Source organism: Sphingomonas azotifigens NBRC 15497, assembly GCF_002091475.1.
Lineage (GTDB): Bacteria > Pseudomonadota > Alphaproteobacteria > Sphingomonadales > Sphingomonadaceae > Sphingomonas > Sphingomonas azotifigens.
The window spans coordinates 1-660 of the sequence record NZ_BCTR01000157.1; the positions used below are offsets into that span (position 1 = coordinate 1).

2 protein-coding genes are annotated in these 660 nt (G+C 61.7%); both read right to left on the reverse strand.

The genetic code is table 11. The annotated features are described in order from the left end of the window. Window positions 1–59: 59 nt before the first annotated feature. On the reverse strand, window positions 60–272 hold the full coding sequence (locus SAZ01S_RS23405; RefSeq protein ID WP_084584717.1) for a conjugal transfer protein TraD: 213 nt from the start codon (window positions 270–272) through the stop codon (window positions 60–62). A gap of 16 nt (window positions 273–288) precedes the next feature. Further along, window positions 289–612, reverse strand: a complete 324-nt coding sequence (locus SAZ01S_RS23410) for a conjugal transfer protein TraD (RefSeq protein ID WP_084584716.1) — start codon at window positions 610–612, stop codon at window positions 289–291. Window positions 613–660 lie beyond the last annotated feature (48 nt).

Below are 660 nucleotides of genomic sequence, written 5' to 3' on the forward strand. Positions count from 1 at the left end.
TGAGATTATAGGAGCGTGCATACTCCGTCTGCTAAAATATGTTGGAAGATCCGGCGAGATTATGCATTCTGCAGCTGCTCGAACGCGCGACGTCCACGTCTTCGCCATAACGTCAGTGCCTGATCCCGTTGTTCGCTTTTCAGCGTGGCAGCAGCGTCGATCATAACACCGAACAGTACAGTGCGGTCGTCGTCGGTGAGTTCGACCAATCCGGCCTTCGCAACCAGGCCGCCAAGCTCGATCAGCTGACGCGTTCGTTCGCGGCGCTTCACCACCCACTCTCGCGCGTCATTCCGCGCCCGCTGCGCTTCCAGTCGGTGCCGCGCCGCCGTCAGCTGCCGCAGCCGATGCCGCACGCGCACGAGCGTGTCCGCGAGCTTTGCCCTGCCGTTGAAAGAAGGCCGCGCCACACTGGCGCCAGTCCTCCCGTGCGATCATGTCGGACGCGCTGACAGCCGCAAGCAGCGCGCCCGCCAGTTGCTCGATCGGCAGCGCATCGGCACCGGTCGCGACTACCAGTTCGCCGAGCTGCTGGAGCTTGGCTTGTCTGAGCTGTCGCGCCTTGCTGTCGAGCGCCTTCAGTTCCGAATCAAAGTCCCGTGGTTTTCGCATCGAAACCTCCGCAGTTGATGGATGATGATCCGTGATTTAGGAACTGCG